This is a genomic window from Paenibacillus castaneae (assembly GCF_002884445.1).
Lineage (GTDB): Bacteria > Bacillota > Bacilli > Paenibacillales > Paenibacillaceae > Pristimantibacillus > Pristimantibacillus castaneae.
This window is the reverse complement of the sequence record NZ_KZ614144.1, coordinates 3433085-3455091: the sequence shown is the minus strand read 5'-3', so window position 1 is coordinate 3455091 and position 22007 is coordinate 3433085. Positions and strand designations below refer to the sequence as shown.

The following is a 22007-nucleotide window of genomic DNA, read 5'->3' as shown; positions in this document are numbered from 1 at the left end:
CTTTCAAACAGGTTGTATACAAACCTTCTTTGAGGGAGGGCTCTATTTTTTATTTACTGGCTAATGCAGCTTTAATTTGTTCATTTATTGCCTTAACGTCAATGCTCTTAACAGCGGAATCGTTCAGTTCATATTTCATTTTCAACTTCAGATTGCGATAAATACTATCATCCAGCCTGCTGACACTAACCGCTCCGTCGGTTACACTTTTCTTCAATGCTTCAAGAACAGCGGTTTGCTGCTTATAGTCATGTCCAACAAGTAAAATATCGGTACCCGCTAATACAGAACGAACTGCAGCATCACCAATATCATTATGCTTTGTAATACCGCCCATCGTCATGTCATCGGTAATAACAACGCCGTCGTAATGGAGTTCGTCTCTTAACAAATCCGTAATGATCTTTTTGGATAGGGAAGCGGGATTCTGATTATCTATGCTAGGGATAAGCAAATGCGCAATCATGACAGCATCAGCATTCTGCTCAGCAGCTTCGATGAATGGCAGAAGCTCAAATGATTTAAGCTCTTTTAAGCTTTTATGCACGACTGGCAGCTCCAGATGGGAATCAACTGATGTATCGCCATGGCCGGGAAAATGCTTCACGACAGCTGCCACTCCGGTAGATTGGATGGCGGTCATCGTTTCAATGGCATGCTTGATCACGGTATCCGGATTAGTCCCGAATGAACGATTCCCAATAACCGGATTTTTGGGATTGCTGTTAATATCGAGAACAGGCGCGAAATCCATATTGAAGCCTAGAGCGTGTACCATATTTCCTAAAGCTAGTCCGATTTGATGCGTATATTGTGTATTATTCTTTTTTCCTATTTCCAGTGCAGCCGGAAGCTTCATGAATTCATCAGGCATGCGGCTAACTTTACCACCCTCTTGATCAATGCTTAACCACAAAGGAGCTTGATTTGTTTTGTTTTGAGCTTTTAATTGATTAAGCAGGGCCAGCGTTTGTGGAGCATCTGCAATATTATCCTTATATAATATGAAGCCGCCGACATGATAGTTGTCGATCATTTTCTTGGCTTCCGCTTGCATGATCGTGCCGTCTAATCCTACAATGACCATCTGACCAATTTTTTCATCAAGGGACATGTTGGCTATTTGGTCTTTAATCGGATCGGTTGGTTCAGGAGATGAAGTTGGTTCAATTGAAGGGGAGGCGCTTGTGCTTGGCGTAGTTATTCCATTGTTTACATTTGCATTTCTACTGCAGGCTGCTAACATACAACAGATGAGCACTACGGTTAGCATTATCATCTTTCGTTGTTTCATCCAAGTACACTCCCTTATTGTAAAATCTTTATAATGGGTTTAATATACCCATATTTGAGTTCATTATAAACGATACAGAAAAACGTACAAGCATGATTCTTAGCGGCGGAAGAAGAGTGGATTGGTACGAAAATAATAGTTCTTCATTATCGCTTGTGTTTTGTTTTTTACTATGCTATACTACGTTTATAAACAAATTAAACCTTGAATTCACATATTGAAAAGGGTGATCATTTGTATGGTACCTTTTTCAATGTGTGATTTTTAGTTTCGTACAAAAAAAACATGTTAATAATTTAGTGGAGGTTTTTATAATGGAAAAAGGCACAGTAAAATGGTTTAACGCAGAAAAAGGTTTCGGTTTTATCGAGGTTGAAGGTGGAAATGACGTATTCGTACATTTCTCCGCAATCCAAGGCGAAGGCTTCAAATCCCTTGACGAAGGTCAACAAGTTGAGTTCAACGTAACTCAAGGCAACCGTGGACCACAAGCAGAAAACGTTGTAAAACTGTAGTACACAGTTTGAAAAGCCCTTAACATTCGTTAAGGGTTTTTTTTTATAGATCGAAGGAGGAATAGACTATGTATTTTCGAAGAAAATCGTTAGAAGAGACTCCTCAAGAAGACACTATGATTTGGACTTGTGAGAGTGAGGGCTGTACTTGCTGGATTAGGGACAATTTCGCTTTTGAATATGTACCTGCCTGCCACCAATGCTCATCCAATATGGTTAGCAGTATGAAGATGCTGCCGACAATCAACAACTCGAACAAGGATATGAAGCAGTTAAAAAAAGGCCGACAGATTTCATAAAGAACCTGCAGCCTTTCAAAATAAATATGAATTCATCAACCGTGAACCGTGAAGCAGCGGTTTTTTTTCTGTCTACACTCCTTGTCGATTGTTGGTAAGCTCATTGTGGCTGCGGAAATTTATTAAATGAGTCTATCCAGACCAATTGCACTAATCAATAGCCGTTCTTTCCTGCTGCCTAACATATTTTGTGTCCAATCGACAAATCCACCATCACCAATAGAATACTCCGTTTCACCTATAACTGTCTTTAAAGTGAATTGCAATCCTTTGTAATACTGGTTTTCCTTATTCGGCTCTCCTGTACTTACCGAAACATTCATTGACAGTTCTTGCCCGTGTTTTATAATCCTAGATACCAGACCAGCAGTATCTTTGTAGCCATTACGCTCACTTAAGATGATCTCGATTTCAGATCCGAAAAGGGTTTTGAATATACTTTGGTAAACTTTGATATGTTCCCATAATGATTGTTTCTCGAAGCTGTAGGAGCCTTCGTCTACACCAGAAGTCACCATACAAAATAAATGGAAATGTGGCAGCATCCCTGGAACATCTCCAAAAAATTGCGCGCGGACATGCCTATGAGTAGTACAAAAACGAATAAATTGATTTCGTATATTTTTTGAATAATTTTTTTTAATTAATTCACTGATATGCAATGCTAAGAGATTAGTTGCGTCGGATACAACTTCTGTTCCTCTAAGGGCTGAGATGACTTTGTTTTGATCAACCGATCCTAGCACAGAAGCGCAACCCAAAGGTGCTGCGGGAGATAATTGAATTGGCGAAATAGAATGTTTTGAAGCAATTTCTAGAACGTCCATCTCTAACTTCTTAAGCAGGATTACATCGACCTCAGCTGGGTGTACAAAGCGGTTTTCCTGATATCTTTTAAGTAGATCATTAGGAGAAGATGATTTTGTTTTCTCGCTGAACACTTTTAAAAGTAATGAATTCAAATCGCTTGAGGGTATCCTATCGACTAAAACATTAATTAAATCAGCTTTTTCAAGTTTTCGCAGTATTCTTTCAAGATCGGCTGTAAGCGTTGGTTCCATAAATTTCACCCTCTTTGCTAAAATAAAAACGCCTCAAAATATATAAGAAGAAGTGATAGGATTAGGCAACCATTTGGCACTAATGGGATAACGTTCACTTTGTCATTTGGTGCATAATAAGGATACGGTGTTCGGCGTGACGTTCTTCATATTAGGAGCTGCTGTGGATGGATCACCGATATTGTCGATCTACTGGAGCAAATGGAGGATTTTATATGCAAAAAGTAATGTTGAACAATGGTGTTGAAATGCCTATACTTGGTTTTGGTGTTTTTCAGATTGCAGATCAAATGGAATGTGAACAAAGCGTTTATGATGCTATTATATCAGGCTATCGGCTGATTGATACCGCTGCATCTTATTTAAATGAAGAAGCAGTTGGCAGAGCAATCAAACGCAGTGGCGTTCCGAGAGAGGAATTATTTGTCACTACGAAACTTTGGGTTCAGGATGCTGGTTATGAGCGCACAAAAAAGGCATTTGAAAAATCACTGGAAAGATTGCAATTGGATTATTTAGATTTGTATTTAATTCATCAGCCATTTGGCGATGTACATGGCTCTTGGCGCGCTATGGAGGAATTGTATCGTGAAGGAAAGGTCCGTGCAATTGGCGTTAGTAACTTCCATGAGGATCGTCTGATCGACTTGATTATTCATAATGAAGTAGTTCCTGCTGTAAACCAGGTTGAAACGCATCCTTTCAATCAGCAAATCGAAAGTTCAAAATTTATGAAAGAGAACAATGTTCAGATTGAGTCCTGGGCCCCTTTTGCTGAAGGAAAAAATAACTTATTCCAGAATGAAGTATTAGTATCTATAGCTGAAAAGTATAATAAATCCGTTGCCCAAGTGGTTTTACGTTGGTTGACACAAAGAGAAGTTGTTGTGATTCCAAAGTCTGTTCGTAAAGAAAGAATTATCGAAAACTATAATATATTTGATTTTGAATTAAGCCAAGAGGATATCGAGTCGATTACTACGTTAGATACGAAACAGAGCCTGTTCTTTTCACACCGCGATCCTGAAATGGTGAAATGGATCGGGACCCGTAAACTCGATATCTAAAGGTCATATTCATAACGCTGAATGTCATCTAGCTTCGATGTAGACCCTTTAAGTCAACATAGTTACTATTTCTTTTAAACAAAAAATAGAGGCGATTAGCTCATATAATGAGCTAATCGTCCTCTATTTACTTTACTATAATTAACTTTGATCACTACATATACTATAGATTATGTTCTTTCACCCAAGCCTTCAGAAAGTTAATCTTATTGTCAAAATAACCATCATCCTGCCATGCTCCCCACACACCGCTATTTCCAGTATGCAGTCCCATCAACCAGAGCTGTCTTGCTGCTATGAATACTGGAATCATACCGAGATCAAGCTCGCTGAGCGGTCTTTCCTTCACATACGCCTCGATAAAGGCATCCCAGCACTCATCCTTTAATTCATCCTTTTCGGATCTGCCACAAACCCGATCCCAGAGAAACACAGATAAATCGTAGGAGCGCCAACCGAGTCCACAGCAATCAAAGTCGAAATGAGTCAAGCTGCCATCCTCCGAATGGAACACATTCCAGCCATGCAAATCGCCATGACAAACGCCCCAATCCAGAGAGTCATTAGCAGAATCAAGAATACGTTCTTTCAAGCGGCTGGATAAATCGGTTACAAATTGCGTATCATCGGGCCGATGCTTCAAAGAGGGAAGTATTTGCTTAAGCGGCTCATCAAGGAGATGAGTGGTATCAAGTACAAATCGTTCGTACTTAGGCACATAATTGTCCATTGCTTGATGTAAGAGAGCTATTGAATGGCCATATCTTCGGCTTGTTTCTAGATCCCCGTTGCCTTTCCCATCAGCATGCGTGAACAATACCGCGTAACGTAGCCCTTCCGGTGCATCAAGCTCTGTCAACAGCTCGCCGTCAGTTCGAGCAATAGGATAGGAAAGTGGAATGCCGCAATCTATTAAATACAACAACAGATCAAGTTCAAAGCGGATTTCGGATTCGGAGCGCCAATTCTTTTTATAAATACGTAATATAAAAGGGCCTTTCTCCGTCTTGACTAGATAGGTATCATTCAAACCATTGGAGACGAAGGTGGTGCTTATTGGAGTACCAATATCGTAAACGGCGGCTAATGCGTTAAAAAGCGCTTCTTTATCAAAAACAGAATGTACAGCAGCAATATGCATCGATGGATGACACCCTTTCATATGTATCGTACAATATTCTCTTTATCTTAACTGAAAATGAGTTAGTAGAGAATGGAATAAATAGATATAATTATACGTTACCATTTAAGGCTACGCAGCAAAAGCGTGTTTGTGGTAATATATTCCTACTAAGAGGAAGGAAATAGGTGATATATGTTTGCGAAAATAATGAATATGCTGCCTCGTGACCTGCTTGTATTTCTTTATAAGCATACGCCTTTTGTTGGCCTAAAGAACTGGATTGTATATCGTGCGCAGCATAAATTTTTGGTTGCCGTATTAGGCATTTTCACGAACGAAGCCGGACAAATCCTATTGCTGAATCATGTTTATCGCAAGGAACCGTGGGGAATACCAGGCGGTTGGATGGAGTTGGAGAAGCCTGAGGATGGGCTGAAACGGGAAGTTCTTGAAGAAACGGGTCTTGAAATACAGATAGACGGCATAGCAAAGGCGCTCTATAATCGAAATCCAAACCGGGTAGATTTAATATTTACGGGGAAGGTTATTGGCGGAACGTTCAAGCCATGCAGCGAAATTTCACAAATCTGTTTTTGCAATATGAATGAATGGCCTGCCGGTATGCCGGTTTCCCAACAGAAGCTAATCAAAGAGATTTTGATAAAGTAGAGATAAGGATAAAATTCACAAGAGGAGGCCAACCAAATGGATTTAGAAAAAATGAATGAGATCGCCTTCAAGTCGATGGGAAAGAGGAATAGTATCTTCAAAGAGAAAAAGGATTTATTTATTACCATGCACAGCGAGTGGCAAAGCTTTCTATCAATCTTAGGAAACGCTTATTTCCAGATGAAGCTAGCAAAGATGATGTTATATATGTAGGCGCACTTTTTCATGATGTAACCAAAGGGATTGAGCCTCATCACGTGACAGGAGCACATCTTGTGAAGTCTCTGTTAGCAAATGAGTGTACAGCAGATGAATTGGAACATATTTCTACTATAATTTTATTACATAACACTAGAAAACAAGAAGACCAGCCGTACTATATCAAACTCGTGCAGGATGCGGACATACTCGATCATTTTGGTTCTAACGAGATATGGCTGAAATATTTGTACAGTGCCCATGTCGATGAAAACGTGTTTGATTCGATTCGATTCGGCATTGGGAAAGTGACGATTATAAGCAATATGTGAAGAAGTCACGTGAAGCATTGAATTTTGACTTATCGAAAGAAATATTTGATCAAAAGCAGGCATTTCACTTGGATTTTCAAAAGAGATTTATGCTGGATGCAAACGGGGAAATTTAATTAAAGCTAAAGGGAGTGGTCACACATTTCTGTGAATTCGAAAAGCTTGCTACTAGCAATGGGAACCATTATTTTAATCGCTATCCTCATTCCACTTCTTTTTCATTTGCTCAAAGAAAAACCGATCTCTTTGCATCAGTTTAACGAGAACCTTTCGGCTGAAGACATCTATATGGGATTAAGCGAAGCGGATCTCATTAAAGCTTGGGGACAGGGTGAATACATAGAAGGCTTTGGCGGTCATTTGAGGAAATATGGTGAGAAATCAGTTGAAATAGGGATTTCAGGCGATAACGATAATGATTTGTATGATTCCATCAGTTCCTTACAATTTACCAATCCTGATTTCAGCATTTATGGTGTTAAGATCGGTGAGCTTTACGAGACTGCAGAGCATAAGCTTAAACAGTCCAGATTCAAAAATGAAAACCCGGAATATTTCACGCATGGAGAATGGGTGATTATATTACGGGGGAGTAAAAACGTAGAAACTATCCAAATTTATTTTAATGATAAGGATCTTCTAGATAGGTCTTACTAAACATTTTGAATATGCTGGAGAGGCGGAAATGAACATGAAAACAAGCTGTTTGGGATGTGAAATTGCTAATGGAATCGTAGAAGTGAATGTCGTTTATGAGAATGAATACATCTCATGTGTGCTTGATATTGCACCTTTTAATGAAGGCCACATGATCATATTGCCCAAGGAGCATTTCCATGATGTAGATGAGATCACGCCAGAGGTGTTAAGTGCCATCATGAATGCTTCAGTGAGAATGACTAAGCTTCTGAAGCAAACCTTTCAACCTGATGGCATAACCATTTGTCAAAATGGCGGTATATTTAATGATCTTAACCATTATCATATGCATGTTATCCCCCGTTACGCTGATGATGGCTTCACTTGGTCAGAACCTCTCACAGATCATGGAGCTGGTTTGAGACTGAAAGAAACTCGGCAGCGATTGATTGATGAAATGACACTATAATTTAGGAAAGCAGGAGATTATCTATGCACATTCCATATAAGGAGTACATCATTAGCGATGACAAAAAATTGCTTGATATCGCTGCAATTAAAGAGTTATTATCGAAATCTTACTGGGCAAGCAGCAGGTCGGAAGAAAAAGTAGAGAAATCGATTCGAAATTCAGTATGTTATGGGGTTTACGACGGCAATAAACAAATTGGATTTGCCCGTGTCGTAACTGATTTTGCGACTATGTATTGGTTATGCGATGTTATTGTTGATGAAGCTTATCGCGGACAGGGCATTGGGAAAAAGTTAGTAGAGAGCTTGACGTCATCGGATGAACTCAAGGATTTGTCCGGTATTTTAGGGACCAAAGATGCGCATGAGTTGTATGAGCAATTCCACTTTTTCACCGATAAAGAGCGGATGATGAGAAGAATGCCGGATTATACTCGAAACGCGGGGTCTCATTAATGTTATAATAAGGGGAAATATATGCAATAGGCAGTTGGTCAGCTCTAATACCGAACATAGAATATAACAGAATAGAGGAATCGCATTGAAGTTTAGACCTTGTATTGATTTGCATGACGGGAAAGTAAAACAAATCGTGGGCGAAACATTGAACACAGAAATCATTGAAAATTTCGTATCCAAGCATGATTCGGCTTACTATGCGGAGCTGTTTAAAAAGGATGGATTGACTGGCGGCCATGTCATTATGCTAGGCGGTGGCAATGAAGCTGCTGCTGTTAATGCCATAGAGCAATATCCAGGCGGACTGCAAATTGGCGGCGGCATTACAGCAGACAATGCAGCGTCCTATTTGGAGCGTGGCGCATCGCATATCATTGTAACTTCTTATATTTTCAAAGACGGAAAACTAAATGAAAACCATTTGTCGCGCATCGTATCCGAGGTTGGAGTGGACCGCCTTGTTATCGATTTAAGCTGCAAAGAGAAGGATGGCAAATGGTTCGTTGTTACGAATCAATGGAAGCAGTTCAGCGACTTTGAAGTGAATAAAGAAAACATTCAATTTCTTGAGCAATATTGTAATGAGTTTCTTGTTCATGCGGTTGATGTGGAAGGCAAGCAGCGTGGAATTCAGGAAAGTCTAGTTAGTGCGCTTGCTGACTGGGTAACGATTCCGACAACTTATGCAGGTGGAGCGAGATCCCTTGCGGATATGGAACAATTCCGAAAGCTGTCGAACGGTAAATTAGATCTTACGATTGGCAGCGCACTTGATATTTTCGGCGGGGAACTTCCCTATGAACAGGTTGTAGCATACAGCAGACAACAACAAGAATAAAGCAGACTGGTCGTAAACCGAAAGTATTTTCCAATAAGGAGGTACTATGAGGTTTAGAAAAACAGTTATTATTTTTGTATCACTCATCATTTTACTAGGTTTTTTTGAATACAAGGGTTTTATTTGGCATAATAGTATTTTCGCTATGAACTACAAGGTTAGAGGGCTTGATGTTTCCCATTATCAAGGGAACGTTGATTGGAAGACGGTTGCGGAAGCGGGAAAATATGATTTCGTTTATATGAAGGCTACAGAAGGCCATGATTATACGGATGATACATTTGAGGGGAATTGGGAGCAGGCTAAAGTCAGCGGATTATTAGTTGGTGCTTATCACTTTTTCTCCTCACGGAGTACGGGTGAACAGCAAGCGGATCAGTTTATAGCTGTTGTTCCTAATGAAGAGAAAAGTTTGCCTCCTGTTATTGATCTCGAAATTGCATTGACGCATGATGTCGACACGATTCAGAGAGAGCTAAAAGCTATGAGCGCAAAGTTAGAAACGGCTTACGATAAGAAGCCCATCCTTTATGTTACTTATGATACTTATAATACGTATGTATCGAATGGCTTCGACGATTACGACATATGGATTCGAGATATAGTGAAATATCCAACCTTGAAAGGAAAAAAGGAATGGATGTTTTGGCAATATTGTAATAGAGGCAGAGTAAAGGGAATTGATGCCTATGTTGATATTAATGTATTCAAGGGCAGTCAATCCGAATTCGATAAGAGGTTTCTATAATGTTTAGGCCTTTATGGATGATTCTAGAGCTTTGACAAGGATCATCAGTATAAGCTTTCTCATAAAGCGACACGTGTTTTATTAGATCTATCAGGATCATGCATACTGTTGCCGTTATTTTTGAAGAAGTTAAAGGTTTAACTTTGATAGAGATAGAGTTTATAGCTAGTATGAAGTAGTAGTATGTGGAGGCAGAGCAGCGATGAGACCGGATCATTATGCATTACTTTATGAATTTCTGAATTGGGCGGGCGATCAGACGCCTATAGCAGGGATTGCATTAGTCGGAAATTGCGCCAGTGACGAGGACAACGAAGAACAATCGGATATGAATTTTCTTATTATTTCAGATAAAAAGGCCAAAACGTTAGAAGCGATCCTAAATCAATTCCCATTCGATAGGGTAGAGGAGGCGACTAAGGACGAGCGTGGCTCACTCCTTTCTTTGCGTATCTTATATGCGAATGGGTTAGAGGCAGAGTACGGGATTGTCGAAGAAACATGGTTTAATGAGCCGCTGGATGAGACTCTCAAAGAGGTATTAATGAGAGGCTTTAAAGTGATATGGGAACGTGAAGAGCTATTTAATCCGATTACCGAGTTTATCTCCAGACATAAATAACATATAAATAGCAAAACAGGTCTTTTGTACATAGTTGTGCAAAGGGCTTTTTTTATGAAGTATCAGTTTAGATTTTCTAATTTGCGAATTATAGGGGATATAGATAACGAGCAGCATAGTGGAAAGTGTGGAAATGTTATGGTAAAGTGTTCCAAAAGGAGTGGTTTAATGCGTTTAATTGTTTGTGTTTTGATTTTATTGCTATCTTTAACGGGGTGCACAGCGGAATCCAATATGTCTGTTCTTAAAAGCAAGGATGAACCTGCAAAAATAACACTTACGCCCGTTGACCTATTCAAGGGTGAAGGAGCAAAGTTTCAACCGTTCTTAGGCCCCATGACTGGAGCATTTAAATTACGCTATGAAGGTAATAAACCGAATGCAAGCTTGGATATTGATATATGGCAAAATGGCAAGAAAACAGCATCATCCGGCTCAATCGGTGACTTATTCTTTAGTTCGGGCGATAAAGAAAATCATGAAATTGAAGTTATTATATCAATTGATACCGTATTTAATGAAGGTGAGGATAGCTATAACAAGATTAAAGTTAGTACGATTAATGACTCTGGATCAAGCCTCGTTACTTTTACGACTGTATGGGATAAAGAGTTCACCACACGAGGGCTAATTTATTATAATGAACCGCGTACATTTGTGACAGACCAATCTGCTTATGTATGGGGGATGCAAGCAACGAGCACAAATACAATGCAGACGGCTGACTTCTCACCGGAAGCATTAAGCGGACTCGAAAGAGCTGTCATTTTCACCTTGCGATTTGAAGATTGATTTCAAAATCATATATTCTAGATAAATTTTGTTATCCTGTTGAACTTTCAACAGGTTTTTTTATTCGTGTTGGCATGAATCGCCGATAATATCTTCACCAAAAGGTTTATTTTCTATCTACGTTACGTAGATTTTGGTATTCCCATGGTAGCATGCTCATAATTGCAACTTTTTGGAAAATTTAAAGTCTATATTATGAGGAGTGAAATTAATGAAAGTGAAAATGATATATAAACTTAAAATGCTAGCCCTTAGTTCATTCATATTAACGTCAATATTAGGCTCTTCCGTAGCTTCGGCTGCTAATCAGCAGAATAAGATTTATGTGAATGGCGAATTGTTTCAAGGTGATGTGGCTCCAGTGATGGTTAAAGGCAGGATTCTCATTCCAGTGCGTGCCTTATCAGACTTACAACTGAGTTTCCAATGGGACAACAAGTCAAAAACGGCAACAATAATTAACTCAAGAACAAAAGATACATTGAAACTAACTGAAGACAAATCGGTTGCTTTCAAAAATGGTATAGCCATAACATTAGATATACCGGTTACATCAATTAAAGGGAGAACGATGGTTCCTTTGAGATTTATTGCTGAGGCATTTGGAGCTGAAGTGGCAATGGGAAAAAAACATAAGTGCTGTTCTTGTGAAAAGTTCTGATAAAATTCAGCTTTATAGATCACTGGAATCTGGGAACTTAGTAGATGCACGCAAAGCAGCCGTATTATTACCTAGAACAGAATTAAACAACCCTCTTTATCCAAATGATGCAAGGGGGGCAACAACGTACTACTATTTCCCAGAAGGAGAAGCTTTACGTTATTATACTCAATTTGAGGATATTAAAAGTTATATTATGATTAATACATATGGTCTTAAGGAGGTTGTATATCAAGCACGTACAGATACAACTGGGAATGTTGTCGAGGAGAGCGGTACAAAACCATCTAAAGATGATCTAAATAAAACGTATATCTATTTTGCGGATACAATTTTTGCTTTAGGAAAAGTCGAATATGGTAAAGTTGAAAAAAATGGTGCCATGACAAAAATAGGTGATAAAATATTTTCTGAGAGTAATACACCGGTAGAGTCGTTTATACAGGAAATTCCTGATGAGATACGAGTTGATGGATAGAGGATGCAGCTTTATATCAGTTATTCGTCTTTCATCATGGAGCGTCTTAAATTAACGTTAATAGCCTATTTTCGACGGGGGGGAGATTAAGTGGGAGCTATTAAACCGAGAAAAAGGTTTATGGTTTTTTTAGGTGATTTTTTTATAACGACAGCAGCTATTTATTTGTTAACCACATTACTAATTCCTGAAGATGATAAGAAAAGGCTATTCATCATTTCCATTATTATTTCTCTTCTAATTGCCTTTGTTCAAGCTTACGTAAAGATAAAAAAATGATAAGCAACTAACGAGGTAACTGATATGGCATTAGCGTTGATGATTATAATAACTGCTGTAATAGGAACTACTGTGATGCTGATATATGGAATAGCGAGTATTAAACGGATCGTTATTCCGTTATTGATGTTATTTGTAGGAGATTTTTTGCTACTATATGCGAAATTTGTTGCGGGTGACGATTTTTTAACTATAGTTCTTTACCTGCCCGCAGGAATTATCCTTCTAGTTTCGCTGATATGGCTGCTTATTCTATTTATCCAAGTGATAGTAAGAAAAGAGAGCAAGAAAAAGATATTCGCAATTTTGCTATCCTTCATTATGACAACTGTAATTGTTACTGTTCCATCGCTAACGCAAATCGATAAAATGAAAATGTATCAAAGCGATTATTTTTTGGTTTCGAATGCTATTTTCCAGGCCTATGATGAGGGTCAAATCGCAGTTGGATTATAGCCCGAGAAAGTCCAATACTTATAAGATCATGGAGGAGGTATTGTTAATGAAAAATGATATTGCTTTGCTTGTAATTGATGTTCAAAACGGCATGTTTGAAGAAACAGACCCCGTATTCGACGGGCATGGCCTGCTTGAGCGTCTAAGTGGACTTATTAAAAAAGCTAGAGCATGTGATACCCCCGTTATATATGTCCAACATAATGAAGCGGCAGGTGAACCTTTAGCTACGAATAGTCCAGGTTGGAACATACACCCCATAATAACCCCTGTTAGCGGGGACATTATTATTCAGAAACATACGCCCGACTCGTTCCATGAAACGAATCTCCAAACGGAATTGGTGAGGCTAGGGATTGAGAAGGTTGTTATAACGGGTCTTCAAACAGATTTATGTATTGATGCAACATGCCGTCGAGCCCATGATTTAGACTATCATGTGACTGTGGTCAAAGACTGTCATAGTACATGGAGTCAAGGCAATCAAAGCGCGACACAAATTATAGCACACTACAATGATCAATTCGGTGCTTTCGCGAACAATCTAGAATCATCAAATATTGAATTTTGCTAGGATTAAAAAAACGTATAAAGCCCTCGCAGAGAGGGCTTTATTACGGAGAGGAGGAAAGGATGAACAAACGTTATGCTTTCGATCAAAAAGAAATAGAAAATATTAATAACCGGTTTGGTGAAGATTTTTATGGAAAAGTTACGAGAGATATTGAATTATATGCTGACAGATGGGCTTTAACTTCTTTTCAGTTCATTCCTTCCTATTCTGCAAACCTAGTATTGAAATGCTATTCAGAAAGCTTTGGAAACGTAGTTCTTAAAATAGGCAATCCGTCTTCCCGAGAAATAGTTACCGAATTCAACACTTTATCTCAATATAACGGCAGACGATTTTGCAAAGTCTTCGAATCAGATCTAGAGAATGGCATCATACTTGAGGAATGTATACAGCCTGGGACCCCTTTACGAGATGAGAATTCTCTTGAAAAGAGATTATCCGTATTTAGTTCCTTATATAACGGCTTACATATAACGCCCGCTAAAGCAGAACTATATCCGACTTATATAGAATGGGTCAGCAGGATAACCGAATACATGAGTAAGCGGCTTGATTGCAAAAAATTATATGTGCATATGAAAAAAGCAAAAGAGATATGCCTATCTGTTTCTTCATTGTACTCCCAAAAGATGCTGCTTCATGGCGACTTTCATCATGATAATATTTTGCTTGGTCAAGATGGAGAGTATTGTATTATTGACCCTAAGGGCGTAACAGGCGATCCTGTATTTGATGTTCCGCGTTTTATATTAAATGAATTTGGCGACGAAATAACGACGGATTTATATAAGAAAATAAACGATATAATCGTTATTTTAGAAAAAAAACTCGATATCCCACACGACATATTAAAGCAATGCCTGTATGTGGAAACGGCATTGGGAATGTGCTGGGGCGTTGAAGATGGCGCAACCCCAGAGGAATATCAAACCTTTCTAAAAAATGTTGAATTCGCAGAAGCCATTATGATCAGTTGACGATGTTGGGGGGAATGCCAAATTGGAAAAAGTATTAATTACAGGCGCTAGCCGTGGTCTAGGTTATGAATTGTTGAAGGTATATGCAGCTCGAAATAATATGACATTTCCACTCGTTAGATCTGAACAGTCAGCCCAAACGCTGTCTGCTGAATTTACAAATTGTTTCCCTATCGTAGCTGATCTGACCGATGATGATGCTATTAATCAAATCACTTCTGTCCTGAATTCATATGCGGGAAATATAGATATTCTCATTAATAATGCTGGTATATCCGGGAATGAACACTTAATAGAAAATGTTAGAACAGAAGAAGTAAATCATCTATTTAATATTCACTGTTTAGGACCAATAAGGACAGTTAAAGCTTGCTTACCGTTTATGCGATCATCAGAAAATCCGAGAATTATTAATGTATCTTCGAGGCTTGGTTCGTTGCAGAAAATGTCGTCGGGAGAGTTTCTGAACCGGAATTTCTCTTATTCCTATCGAATGGCAAAGGCGGCACAAAATATGTTTACGATATGTTTAAGCCAGGAGATGCAGGAAACGGGCATCTCTGTTTGTGCCATTCATCCGGGACAATTATTAACAAGAGGACGCTCAACCGATGCTAATACGGATCCTGAAACAGCAGCATTAAACATCTATGAATGGTCAAAGGAAATCAACATTACCAGCACAGGGCAGTATGTACAGCCATTTGTTGGTGAATTGCCTTGGTAAGCCGCCAACATTCAATGGAATGTGAAAGGAGACGTAATAAGATGGAGAGAACAGCAAATTTGACGCCGTGCTAATGCAGCTTGAAGTGATGCCGGAGCAGTGCATTTATGAAGGGGATCATCCTGTTAATGACATTGAGGGTGCCGCTAAAGCAGGAAATGGCACGGTATGGATAAAAGTAAATCAGCCTTGGCCAGATGGGTTAACGGCGAAGCCGCTGCATCAAATCGAGCAAATTAAAGAAATGCTTACACTATTTTGAGAGGATGAGGGTATGATCGTTACGCTTCATAAGCAAGATTTAGACAATGAGCAGTTATCCTGGTTGTGTATAGAAGAGACGTTGACAGCATTAAGAGGGAAAGACCCATCTGCAAAGCTTGCAGCCTATAATGGGCTAAACGAAGGCCAAAAGTCGTTGTATATGTTTTATGCCTTTCATAATCATACGAAATCAGTTGCTGAGCTTTATTGGTTTGCTTCTTATTTTATGACCGACTTAAAAGGTTGGCCAGCATTGATGAGAGGTATCGCATTCTATTGTCTTGACGATTATTTAGCGATCTGCCATGAAATAGAACAACTGGTCGAACAGAGAAATAAACGGAGCGATGGTACATGGCGACAAGCGTTAGCCTCGGATCTTGATCATGATCCAGCACTTTTAACGCAAATGTCTGCTATCTATGAACGTTATGCGCCTATAGCTAAAGAAGCTATCAATCAAATGAATACATATATTAGAGAAAACTCGGCAGATTTCCTAATCGTATCGGAATGAGTCAGCCGAGTAAACAATGGGGAGAATGATGGACATGATCGAATATAGAAATGATACCAATTTAACGGCAGCTGCTTTATCACAAATTTTTCAAGCATCTGGGATTAAACGTCCTTTCCAGGATTTGGAAAGATTGCAAAAAATGATTGATAACGCAGATATTATAATAAGCGCTTGGGATGGTGAACGAATCGTTGGCGTTGCTCGTGCGGTGACGGACTATGCTTATTGCTGTTACCTATCTGATCTTGCAATTGATCATGACTATCAAAGGCTTGGGATTGGGAAAAATTTAGTTGAACAATTGAGAGAGACACTAGGGGCAGAAGTATCACTAGTATTGCTATCTGCACCTACTGCTGTTGAATATTATCCGAAAATAGGATTTAGCCATTCAGACAAATGCTATGTGATCGCAAGAGAAAAATAAGTCTGTACTTAATCTGATCGAATAAAGGAGGGAGTATGAAATGGGTTATATAAGTGAATTAAGAGAAGCTATTGGAACACGTCCGCTTATTATGACTGGAGCAACTGTTCTCGTATTTAATAAACAAGGTCAATTACTGCTTCAAAAACGTTCAGACAGCCTGGATTGGGGGACGATTGGAGGGGCTCTTGAGTGCGGTGAATCGCTGGAAGAGGCAGCCGCAAGGGAATTATTGGAAGAAACGGGTCTAACTGCAGGCACCTTAAAGTTCGTATCGCTGCTATCCGGTAAGGATATGTATTACAAATATCCTCATGGTGATGAGATTTATAATGTGACAGCTGTATACGAAGCTATTGATATATCGGGAACCCTTGAGGTATTAGACGATGAGGGAGTAGAGCTGGATTATTTCGATTTGTCGAAACCGATTAAGCAGCTAAATGCGTTTAGCGAGCATGTCCTGAGAAAGCTAGGGTTAATTCATACGTGGTGAGCTAATTAATCCCTCATTAAATAGGCCATTGTAGATGAAATACGCTGTTGACATTGATAATGATAATTGTTATCATTGGTTGACTTTAGGGATGGATGAGCATCCATTACACTGAATCTATAATGTTCTATTAGGGGGAAATACATTGTTTACACGCAAAAACAAGAAATTTGTTCTCATTTTAGTTAGTTTAATGGTTATGTCGCTTTGGCTTGCAGCTTGTGGAGATAATAAAGAGAAAGAGGCTCCGGCTTCGGCTGAAAGAACGGTAACCGATGCACTTGGCAACCAAGTCACAATTCCAGCAAATCCACAACGCATTATCGCTTCTTATTTGGAGGATCACTTGATTACACTTGGCGTTAAACCTGTGGCTCAATGGTCTGTTCCAAACGGCATTCAAGATTATTTGCAGGCTTCCTTGAAGGATATTCCTACGATAGCTTATGATCTTCCTTTCGAAGCTGTTACAAACTTCAGCCCTGATCTGCTTATTATGGCCTATAACAGTAATGTTGAAGGCGAGAAATATGCACAATATTCGAAGATCGCTCCTACATATACGTTAGGTGATGATATTAATGCTGACTGGCGGAAATCGCTATTGAAAATCGGTGAAGTTCTGGGTAAGAGCAAAGAAGCCCAACAGGCAATTGATACGTACGAAGCAAAAGCAAAGGATGCTAAAGAGAAACTGCAAGCTTCTGTAAAAGGTGAATCCGCTGCTGCAATATGGCTTGTAGGAAAATCATTCTATATTGTGAGTGACAAATTATCCAGTGGTGCTGTGCTTTATAATGACTTGGGTCTTGAAGTTCCAAAGGTTGTCCAAGAAATTTCGGCCGCAGGCACAGGGAACTGGAATCCCATTCCGCTTGAGAAATTAGCTGAGCTGGATGCCGATCATATCTTCTTCGTAGACAGTGACAAATCGACTGGCTCGGAAGCATTAAAAGATCCGATCTGGCAAACCATTCCGGCGGTTAAAAATGGCAATATTCATGAATTCCCAAGCACAGGAAGCTGGTTGTATTCAGGTGCAATTGCCAATTCGCTTATGATTGACGATGTATTGGGAAGCTTGGTTAAATAGTTATAATAACAAAGTTGATGGACTGTAGCTATGGCGAAAAACGCTTATAGCTGCAGTCCTTTTTCTATTATTCATACTATCGCGGCTATAGGATCAGATGTATAATTATGGATGGTTGCGATAAGGAGGAATAATGAGTGGGTATGTATTCTTTTTTATTAAAAAGATTATTTATACAAATGCCTTCTATTGTTATTGATAGCAGAGAAGCCAATGAATATGAGCGCTTATTGCTTCGAGCCAGTCAATCGGAAGGATTTATTCATTATGATTGCCACTATCCTAAATATCGGTTCATTTCTTATATGTGCAAGCAGAAAAAATGTATGGCTCATGGATCAAACACTTCTTCTATTGAGCAGTTTGAACCGAGAAAACAGACTTTGTTTAATGGGAAATATGTAGAGGCTGTATTTGCTACGAAGGATGCAATCTGGCCTTTGTTCTACGCTGTATTTGATCGCAGCAAGCTGTATGGGAATTTTCGGAATGGATGTTTGCGTATTCACAATGAAGACGAGAGTTATTATTTTTTCTCTCTTACGGAACAAACGATGTGTGAAGGACCTTGGACGGAAGGGTCCATATACTTTTTACCAGAAGTAAATTTCAGAAGAGTGAGTAATAGAGGCGTTTTTTTCGATGAATGGATTAGTAAAGAGCCTGTTGTTCCGAGTTATAGACTGGAAGTAACAAAGGAAGACTTTCCTTTGCTTGAGAAGGTCTCTATACATAAGAGTGATGAATCTATTTTTAAAACTTGGTTTTCCTATAAGCGTAGAGTAAACAATCTGTTACTTAAAAGGTAATCCGTGTATAACAAATAATTGTAGAGGTGATTGTGCATATGAACCGAATAATCATGGATATGGCCAGAGAGGTAGCCATTGCTGCTGCTTATGAAGCGGGACGTCTAACACGAGAGAGATTCGGAACACTTGATCAATATGACGAAAAAGATGCTCACGGTGATATTGTCACAGAAGTTGATCTTCTCGCCGAACAAATCATATTGAGCAAAATTAGTCGGGTATTTCCAGATCATCAAATCAGATCAGAGGAATTCGGACAAAATCAGAATGAAAGTGATTGGTTGTGGCTGGTTGACCCACTGGATGGGACGAATAATTACGCCATTGGCATGCCGCTATTTGGCATCTCGATTACTTTATTATTCGAGCGTATACCTGTGTTAGCAGTCATATATGAACCGATGACGGATCGTTTGTATGTCGCCAGCACAGGAGAAGGTGCTGTATGCAACTCGCATAAGATTAGTATTCATAAAAGTAAACCATTTCAGAAAGCCCGAGTAGGCTGGATACAAGGGCATGCGGTACAAAATGAGCAAAGGGCGGTTAAGCTAAGGCATTATATCGATGTGAATACGAAGCGAATGATGCGGCTTTGGGCGCCGACGCTGCAATGGTGTATGCTGGCCCGAGGTGATCTGGACGGCATTATTGTGTACAATTCGGAAGGCGAGGATTTATATTCTGGTTTACTGATGGTACAGGAGGCAGGAGGCATTGTCATTGATTATGATGGTAATCCGTTCAAAGGCATGCATTCGCAGCCCTATCTCATCGCGTGTCATCCCAAGCATCAAGCCTATTTCATTAATATGGTTCAAGAAGGCTTATCTTAATCGGATTAGAAATGGTTACAAAAGGATGTTTTTTTGTTTAATACAATGAAATTTTATAATTATCTTGGAATATGCCACCTTCATCGGTTACAATAAACGTTGTTACTTAATGGCAGGTTTCATGAATCCATGTAGCATATGCTACTGAAAATACGCTAAAAGTAATCAATTCAGTTCTACATTGAAAGTCAATGTAGAGAAGGCAATCGCACAAATGCTAGCTGTGTCACAAGAAAGGGAAGATGAAAGATGGAACAAAGGTATTCACGGGAATCCAAATGCTATAAAACAGCAAGGGTATTCCCAACAGATGTTAATAATCATAATACGCTCTTCGGCGGGAAATTGATGGCTTATATCGATGACATCGCATCGATTTCAGCAACGAAGCATTGCAGGCGTTCCGTTGTAACAGCTTCAACGGATTCGGTCGATTTCCTGCATCCTATCCGGATGACAGATTCCGTATGCTTAGAGTCATTCGTGACATGGACTGGCCGAACGTCAGTAGAGGTATTTGTTAAGGTTATTAAAGAAGATTTATTAATTGGTGACCGTAAGGTAGCTGCAACGTCCTTCTTAACCTTCGTTGCGCTTGATGAGGATCGGAGACCTGTACCGGTTCCAGAGGTCGTCCCCGAAACAGAAGAAGAGGTTAAGCTGTTCGAAACAGCTCCTCATAGGGCGGAAATGCGAAAAATTAGAAGAGATGAAAGCAAGAAATTTGCTGGATTCTTGACAGTACAGCAGCCTTGGGACTAATTATAATTCATTTGATTAATAGGCTGACAGCTGCGAGAGGCTGTCAGCCTTTTTGAATTAATAGAGACAACGCCATAAATAAAAGGTTGCATATGCTTCCCAATCCGACCAATTTGCTGATAATTGACGTATTTCGCTAATGGTTGGCTTCCTATCGCTATCAAGAAGATGCTTAATGGCAAGATGCAAGCCAACGTCATCAATGGGAAACGCAGAGGAGTGGCGCAGACAGCGCATTAGCACATAATTAGCGGTCCACGGACCAATTCCACGAATTTGCACAAGCTGCTTCTCCGCGCTCTTACAATCGCCAGCAGCTAGAAGCTGTTCCTTTGTGAGCCTGCCGTCAGCTATGAGCTGCGCAACACCTATGAGGTATTCAGATTTTTTATTGGTTAGCTGTAAGGCTCGAAGGTCTTCAACGGTTAGAGCTGCAATCTGCTGCGGCTCTGGAAATAGATAATGGTTCTGACCGTTCCACTCTATATGCTTACCGTAAGCTTCTACGAAACGTCTCTTTAAGGTATATGCAAACGTTAAATTAATTTGCTGCCCCATAATACCCCAGCATAATGCTTCAAATAAATCACTAATGCCTAGAATCCGAAGACCATAAAACCGCTTTACGACTTCTCGAAGCAATGGATCGTTCTGAGCCATGTCATAAAAGGGGGTAAGATCCCGTTCCAGATCAAACCAGTCTTCTACATAGTTGATAATGGAAGCTCTGTGCTGTTCATTCAATGTCATTGAGGATGCCATACATGTAATAAGCAGAGATTTATTGGAATCATTGCTGCTTATTTCGAGCAAAACATGCTCACCCTGAAGCGGGATTAGCTTTGTTATTTTATGATTATCAATTTGATACATGCATTCATTCGTTGAACGTGTCAGATAGCCCATATTTTCAGCAAAGCTGAATGCGCCACGCACAGGAATTTCAATTTCCATTACGGTAGTATCTCCTTTTTCACTAAAAAAATGGCTTTCGATCCATGTTATCATAAAAAGCTTACGTTTTTCATTCGTATTCTTGCTGTTTCATTCCGTAGATGAAGCGGGATCTAACGTGAAAAGCGCTTTTTTCAGGGAATTTCACGCTTAAAATGGATAAAATAGAAGTACAGAACGTATGTTCCCGTACGAATAATGAACAAAAGATACACTCTTTCAAATTAATGGCATTTATTTGGGGGAGAGCTCATAATTTTCTGTGAAAATCAGTGGAATGATAAGAAAAACAGAATAAATGACTGCTAATGGGGAAAAATGCCTAGAAACAGAATATAGAACATACGTTCTATTAGAGGGGGAGTCCAACTTAGGATCGAATATATAAAGGAGATACTTAGTATGGATGCCAAGGAAGGAGAACTCATGATAAGTATAATTATTATTGTCTTATTGTTAGTCATCATTGGGTTGCTATCTCATATTAATCATAAGCTGCCTCCTAGAAATTATGGACAAGAAGCATGGGATCGGGATCAAAAAAGACGTTCAAGTCCATAAAGA

33 protein-coding genes are annotated in these 22007 nt (G+C 39.4%); 29 read left to right on the top strand and 4 right to left on the bottom strand.

Translation table 11 applies throughout. The features are described 5' to 3' along the window. Window positions 1-49: 49 nt before the first annotated feature. A complete protein-coding gene (gene nagZ / locus CEF13_RS15625; RefSeq protein ID WP_102711781.1) occupies window positions 50-1294 on the bottom strand; it encodes a beta-N-acetylhexosaminidase in 1245 nt (414 codons plus the stop codon). A 314-nt stretch (window positions 1295-1608) separates the two neighbouring features. Here nagZ and CEF13_RS15620 point away from each other — a divergent pair, with 314 nt between their 5' ends. Both CEF13_RS15620 and CEF13_RS15615 read left to right on the top strand, forming a co-directional pair. Next, window positions 1609-1809 carry a cold-shock protein gene (locus CEF13_RS15620; protein WP_102711779.1) on the top strand — a complete coding sequence of 67 codons (201 nt, stop codon included), beginning with the start codon at window positions 1609-1611 and terminating at the stop codon, window positions 1807-1809. Between the two features lie 68 nt (window positions 1810-1877). Beyond that, on the top strand, window positions 1878-2108 hold the full coding sequence (locus CEF13_RS15615; RefSeq protein ID WP_102711777.1) for a cold-shock protein: 231 nt from the start codon (window positions 1878-1880) through the stop codon (window positions 2106-2108). A 122-nt stretch (window positions 2109-2230) separates the two neighbouring features. On the opposite strand, the gene CEF13_RS15610 is transcribed toward CEF13_RS15615, so the two are convergent. Next, window positions 2231-3169 (bottom strand): hypothetical protein, encoded by a 939-nt coding sequence (locus CEF13_RS15610; protein ID WP_102711775.1) that lies wholly within the window; start codon window positions 3167-3169, stop codon window positions 2231-2233. 215 nt (window positions 3170-3384) lie between these two features. Between CEF13_RS15610 and CEF13_RS15605 the strand changes: the two genes are divergently transcribed. Then, window positions 3385-4236 carry an aldo/keto reductase gene (locus tag CEF13_RS15605; RefSeq protein ID WP_102711773.1) on the top strand — a complete coding sequence of 284 codons (852 nt, stop codon included), beginning with the start codon at window positions 3385-3387 and terminating at the stop codon, window positions 4234-4236. Window positions 4237-4399: 163 nt separating this feature from the next. Here the strand turns inward: CEF13_RS15605 and CEF13_RS15600 are convergent, their stop codons facing one another. Beyond that, window positions 4400-5377 (bottom strand): phosphotransferase enzyme family protein, encoded by a 978-nt coding sequence (locus CEF13_RS15600; RefSeq protein WP_166742970.1) that lies wholly within the window; start codon window positions 5375-5377, stop codon window positions 4400-4402. Window positions 5378-5551: 174 nt separating this feature from the next. Here CEF13_RS15600 and CEF13_RS15595 point away from each other — a divergent pair, with 174 nt between their 5' ends. From CEF13_RS15595 to CEF13_RS15480, 25 genes are all read left to right on the top strand, one after another. Next, a complete protein-coding gene (locus tag CEF13_RS15595; protein WP_102711769.1) occupies window positions 5552-6028 on the top strand; it encodes an NUDIX hydrolase in 477 nt (158 codons plus the stop codon). Between the two features lie 36 nt (window positions 6029-6064). Next, entirely contained in the window at window positions 6065-6241 is a 177-nt protein-coding gene (locus CEF13_RS28825; RefSeq protein ID WP_166742965.1) for a hypothetical protein, read from the top strand. Continuing rightward, the gene (locus CEF13_RS15590; protein WP_166742969.1) at window positions 6166-6558 is read left to right on the top strand and encodes an HD domain-containing protein; all 393 of its coding nucleotides are present in this window, start codon (window positions 6166-6168) and stop codon (window positions 6556-6558) included. Before CEF13_RS28825 ends, CEF13_RS15590 begins: the two co-directional genes overlap by 76 nt. Window positions 6559-6705: 147 nt before the next feature. Continuing rightward, complete coding sequence (locus CEF13_RS15585; RefSeq protein ID WP_102711765.1) at window positions 6706-7215, top strand: hypothetical protein; 510 nt, start codon at window positions 6706-6708, stop codon at window positions 7213-7215. 28 nt (window positions 7216-7243) lie between these two features. Next, the gene (locus CEF13_RS15580; protein ID WP_102711763.1) at window positions 7244-7666 is read left to right on the top strand and encodes an HIT family protein; all 423 of its coding nucleotides are present in this window, start codon (window positions 7244-7246) and stop codon (window positions 7664-7666) included. A gap of 23 nt (window positions 7667-7689) precedes the next feature. Further along, on the top strand, window positions 7690-8124 hold the full coding sequence (locus tag CEF13_RS15575) for a GNAT family N-acetyltransferase (protein WP_102711761.1): 435 nt from the start codon (window positions 7690-7692) through the stop codon (window positions 8122-8124). An 85-nt stretch (window positions 8125-8209) separates the two neighbouring features. Then, on the top strand, window positions 8210-8965 hold the full coding sequence (gene hisA, locus CEF13_RS15570; protein ID WP_102711759.1) for a phosphoribosylformimino-5-aminoimidazole carboxamide ribotide isomerase: 756 nt from the start codon (window positions 8210-8212) through the stop codon (window positions 8963-8965). Window positions 8966-9011: 46 nt separating this feature from the next. Then, entirely contained in the window at window positions 9012-9713 is a 702-nt protein-coding gene (locus tag CEF13_RS15565; protein ID WP_102711756.1) for a GH25 family lysozyme, read from the top strand. Between the two features lie 202 nt (window positions 9714-9915). Next, window positions 9916-10335, top strand: a complete 420-nt coding sequence (locus tag CEF13_RS15560) for a hypothetical protein (protein WP_102711754.1) — start codon at window positions 9916-9918, stop codon at window positions 10333-10335. Window positions 10336-10503: 168 nt separating this feature from the next. Continuing rightward, window positions 10504-11127 (top strand): hypothetical protein, encoded by a 624-nt coding sequence (locus CEF13_RS15555; RefSeq protein WP_102711752.1) that lies wholly within the window; start codon window positions 10504-10506, stop codon window positions 11125-11127. A 211-nt stretch (window positions 11128-11338) separates the two neighbouring features. Then, the gene (locus tag CEF13_RS15550; RefSeq protein ID WP_102711750.1) at window positions 11339-11788 is read left to right on the top strand and encodes a copper amine oxidase N-terminal domain-containing protein; all 450 of its coding nucleotides are present in this window, start codon (window positions 11339-11341) and stop codon (window positions 11786-11788) included. Then, window positions 11775-12266: a hypothetical protein gene (locus CEF13_RS15545; protein WP_102711748.1), complete on the top strand. Its 492-nt coding sequence runs from the start codon at window positions 11775-11777 to the stop codon at window positions 12264-12266. Before CEF13_RS15550 ends, CEF13_RS15545 begins: the two co-directional genes overlap by 14 nt. 90 nt (window positions 12267-12356) lie before the next feature. After that, window positions 12357-12545: a hypothetical protein gene (locus tag CEF13_RS15540; protein WP_102711746.1), complete on the top strand. Its 189-nt coding sequence runs from the start codon at window positions 12357-12359 to the stop codon at window positions 12543-12545. A gap of 24 nt (window positions 12546-12569) precedes the next feature. Continuing rightward, the gene (locus CEF13_RS15535) at window positions 12570-13001 is read left to right on the top strand and encodes a hypothetical protein (RefSeq protein ID WP_102711744.1); all 432 of its coding nucleotides are present in this window, start codon (window positions 12570-12572) and stop codon (window positions 12999-13001) included. Between the two features lie 46 nt (window positions 13002-13047). Then, window positions 13048-13575, top strand: a complete 528-nt coding sequence (locus tag CEF13_RS15530; RefSeq protein ID WP_102711742.1) for a cysteine hydrolase family protein — start codon at window positions 13048-13050, stop codon at window positions 13573-13575. A gap of 59 nt (window positions 13576-13634) precedes the next feature. Continuing rightward, entirely contained in the window at window positions 13635-14552 is a 918-nt protein-coding gene (locus CEF13_RS15525) for an aminoglycoside phosphotransferase family protein (protein ID WP_102711740.1), read from the top strand. A 22-nt stretch (window positions 14553-14574) separates the two neighbouring features. Then, complete coding sequence (locus tag CEF13_RS15520) at window positions 14575-15279, top strand: SDR family NAD(P)-dependent oxidoreductase (protein ID WP_102711738.1); 705 nt, start codon at window positions 14575-14577, stop codon at window positions 15277-15279. Between the two features lie 73 nt (window positions 15280-15352). Then, a complete protein-coding gene (locus tag CEF13_RS15515) occupies window positions 15353-15541 on the top strand; it encodes an HAD family hydrolase (RefSeq protein WP_102711736.1) in 189 nt (62 codons plus the stop codon). 12 nt (window positions 15542-15553) lie between these two features. Beyond that, window positions 15554-16060, top strand: a complete 507-nt coding sequence (locus CEF13_RS15510; protein ID WP_102711734.1) for a hypothetical protein — start codon at window positions 15554-15556, stop codon at window positions 16058-16060. 34 nt (window positions 16061-16094) lie between these two features. Next, entirely contained in the window at window positions 16095-16490 is a 396-nt protein-coding gene (locus tag CEF13_RS15505; RefSeq protein WP_102711732.1) for a GNAT family N-acetyltransferase, read from the top strand. A 40-nt stretch (window positions 16491-16530) separates the two neighbouring features. After that, window positions 16531-16986, top strand: coding sequence for an NUDIX hydrolase (locus CEF13_RS15500; protein WP_102711730.1), 456 nt, complete (start codon window positions 16531-16533; stop codon window positions 16984-16986). A gap of 145 nt (window positions 16987-17131) precedes the next feature. Beyond that, a complete protein-coding gene (locus CEF13_RS15495; protein ID WP_424991997.1) occupies window positions 17132-18079 on the top strand; it encodes an ABC transporter substrate-binding protein in 948 nt (315 codons plus the stop codon). 137 nt (window positions 18080-18216) lie between these two features. Then, window positions 18217-18888 (top strand): hypothetical protein, encoded by a 672-nt coding sequence (locus CEF13_RS15490; protein ID WP_208414820.1) that lies wholly within the window; start codon window positions 18217-18219, stop codon window positions 18886-18888. Window positions 18889-18926: 38 nt separating this feature from the next. Beyond that, the gene (locus tag CEF13_RS15485; RefSeq protein WP_102711728.1) at window positions 18927-19727 is read left to right on the top strand and encodes an inositol monophosphatase family protein; all 801 of its coding nucleotides are present in this window, start codon (window positions 18927-18929) and stop codon (window positions 19725-19727) included. A gap of 249 nt (window positions 19728-19976) precedes the next feature. Then, window positions 19977-20489 carry an acyl-CoA thioesterase gene (locus tag CEF13_RS15480; protein WP_102711726.1) on the top strand — a complete coding sequence of 171 codons (513 nt, stop codon included), beginning with the start codon at window positions 19977-19979 and terminating at the stop codon, window positions 20487-20489. 57 nt (window positions 20490-20546) lie between these two features. Here the strand turns inward: CEF13_RS15480 and CEF13_RS15475 are convergent, their stop codons facing one another. After that, window positions 20547-21443 (bottom strand): DNA-3-methyladenine glycosylase family protein, encoded by an 897-nt coding sequence (locus CEF13_RS15475; protein ID WP_102711724.1) that lies wholly within the window; start codon window positions 21441-21443, stop codon window positions 20547-20549. Between the two features lie 402 nt (window positions 21444-21845). Between CEF13_RS15475 and CEF13_RS28820 the strand changes: the two genes are divergently transcribed. Then, the gene (locus CEF13_RS28820; RefSeq protein ID WP_166742964.1) at window positions 21846-22004 is read left to right on the top strand and encodes a hypothetical protein; all 159 of its coding nucleotides are present in this window, start codon (window positions 21846-21848) and stop codon (window positions 22002-22004) included. The last annotated feature ends 3 nt before the right edge of the window (window positions 22005-22007 follow it).

Excerpts from the sequence above, each read along its gene's own strand:
- CEF13_RS15580 (WP_102711763.1), top strand. The coding sequence starts at position 7,244 with ATGAACATGAAAACAAGCTGTTTGGGATGTGAAATTGCTAATGGAATC.
- CEF13_RS15535 (WP_102711744.1), top strand. The coding sequence starts at position 12,570 with ATGGCATTAGCGTTGATGATTATAATAACTGCTGTAATAGGAACTACT.
- CEF13_RS15610 (WP_102711775.1), bottom strand. The coding sequence starts at position 3,169 with ATGGAACCAACGCTTACAGCCGATCTTGAAAGAATACTGCGAAAACTT.
- CEF13_RS15505 (WP_102711732.1), top strand. The coding sequence starts at position 16,095 with ATGATCGAATATAGAAATGATACCAATTTAACGGCAGCTGCTTTATCA.
- CEF13_RS15565 (WP_102711756.1), top strand. The coding sequence starts at position 9,012 with ATGAGGTTTAGAAAAACAGTTATTATTTTTGTATCACTCATCATTTTA.
- CEF13_RS15575 (WP_102711761.1), top strand. The coding sequence starts at position 7,690 with ATGCACATTCCATATAAGGAGTACATCATTAGCGATGACAAAAAATTG.
- CEF13_RS15510 (WP_102711734.1), top strand. The coding sequence starts at position 15,554 with ATGATCGTTACGCTTCATAAGCAAGATTTAGACAATGAGCAGTTATCC.
- CEF13_RS15605 (WP_102711773.1), top strand. The coding sequence starts at position 3,385 with ATGCAAAAAGTAATGTTGAACAATGGTGTTGAAATGCCTATACTTGGT.
- CEF13_RS15480 (WP_102711726.1), top strand. The coding sequence starts at position 19,977 with ATGGAACAAAGGTATTCACGGGAATCCAAATGCTATAAAACAGCAAGG.
- CEF13_RS15485 (WP_102711728.1), top strand. The coding sequence starts at position 18,927 with ATGAACCGAATAATCATGGATATGGCCAGAGAGGTAGCCATTGCTGCT.
- CEF13_RS15475 (WP_102711724.1), bottom strand. The coding sequence starts at position 21,443 with ATGGAAATTGAAATTCCTGTGCGTGGCGCATTCAGCTTTGCTGAAAAT.
- CEF13_RS15620 (WP_102711779.1), top strand. The coding sequence starts at position 1,609 with ATGGAAAAAGGCACAGTAAAATGGTTTAACGCAGAAAAAGGTTTCGGT.
- CEF13_RS15555 (WP_102711752.1), top strand. The coding sequence starts at position 10,504 with ATGCGTTTAATTGTTTGTGTTTTGATTTTATTGCTATCTTTAACGGGG.
- CEF13_RS15595 (WP_102711769.1), top strand. The coding sequence starts at position 5,552 with ATGTTTGCGAAAATAATGAATATGCTGCCTCGTGACCTGCTTGTATTT.
- CEF13_RS15530 (WP_102711742.1), top strand. The coding sequence starts at position 13,048 with ATGAAAAATGATATTGCTTTGCTTGTAATTGATGTTCAAAACGGCATG.
- CEF13_RS15525 (WP_102711740.1), top strand. The coding sequence starts at position 13,635 with ATGAACAAACGTTATGCTTTCGATCAAAAAGAAATAGAAAATATTAAT.
- nagZ (WP_102711781.1), bottom strand. The coding sequence starts at position 1,294 with ATGAAACAACGAAAGATGATAATGCTAACCGTAGTGCTCATCTGTTGT.
- CEF13_RS28825 (WP_166742965.1), top strand. The coding sequence starts at position 6,065 with ATGGATTTAGAAAAAATGAATGAGATCGCCTTCAAGTCGATGGGAAAG.
- CEF13_RS15600 (WP_166742970.1), bottom strand. The coding sequence starts at position 5,377 with ATGCATATTGCTGCTGTACATTCTGTTTTTGATAAAGAAGCGCTTTTT.
- CEF13_RS15515 (WP_102711736.1), top strand. The coding sequence starts at position 15,353 with ATGCAGCTTGAAGTGATGCCGGAGCAGTGCATTTATGAAGGGGATCAT.
- CEF13_RS15615 (WP_102711777.1), top strand. The coding sequence starts at position 1,878 with ATGTATTTTCGAAGAAAATCGTTAGAAGAGACTCCTCAAGAAGACACT.
- CEF13_RS15560 (WP_102711754.1), top strand. The coding sequence starts at position 9,916 with ATGAGACCGGATCATTATGCATTACTTTATGAATTTCTGAATTGGGCG.
- CEF13_RS28820 (WP_166742964.1), top strand. The coding sequence starts at position 21,846 with ATGGATGCCAAGGAAGGAGAACTCATGATAAGTATAATTATTATTGTC.
- CEF13_RS15550 (WP_102711750.1), top strand. The coding sequence starts at position 11,339 with ATGAAAGTGAAAATGATATATAAACTTAAAATGCTAGCCCTTAGTTCA.
- CEF13_RS15500 (WP_102711730.1), top strand. The coding sequence starts at position 16,531 with ATGGGTTATATAAGTGAATTAAGAGAAGCTATTGGAACACGTCCGCTT.